This window comes from Rhizobium sp. UBA1881 (genome assembly GCF_002338015.1).
In the GTDB taxonomy this organism is placed as follows: Bacteria; Pseudomonadota; Alphaproteobacteria; order Rhizobiales; family Rhizobiaceae; genus Rhizobium.
In genome coordinates this window covers 1-450 of record NZ_DDHH01000099.1, presented here as the reverse complement: position 1 = coordinate 450, position 450 = coordinate 1, and the positions used below count along the sequence as shown (strand labels likewise).

1 protein-coding gene is annotated in these 450 nt (G+C 58.9%); it reads left to right on the top strand.

The genetic code is table 11. The features are described 5' to 3' along the window. Positions 1-450: adenylate/guanylate cyclase domain-containing protein (locus B3605_RS12395; RefSeq protein WP_296434105.1), on the top strand; the 450-nt coding region annotated here is incomplete at both ends.

Here is a 450-nt window from a genome sequence, read left to right as displayed (position 1 = left end):
CACGCTCGACAAGTTCATCGGAGACGCCGTGCTGGTCTTCTTCGGCGATCCGGAGACCAATGGGGCGGCAGAAGATGCCAAAGCCTGTCTGAAGATGGCAATTGACATGCAGCACCGGCTTGGCGAGCTGAAAGCGAAATGGCGCGGCGAGGGCACGGAAGAGCCCTTCGTCGTCCGCATGGGGATCAATAGTGGCTACTGCAATGTTGGCAATTTCGGCAGCAACGACCGGATGGATTACACGATTATTGGCGCCGAGGCCAATCTGGCCGCCCGCCTGCAATCGATCGCCGAGGGCGGCAAGATCGTCATCAGCTACGAGACATACGCGCTGGTGAAGGATATGGTTGATGCCACGCCGTTGCCGCCGATCACCATGAAGGGGATACAGCGGGAAATCGTGCCCTATGCCGTCAATGGCCTGATTCTGGGCGAAGATCAGGCGATCCG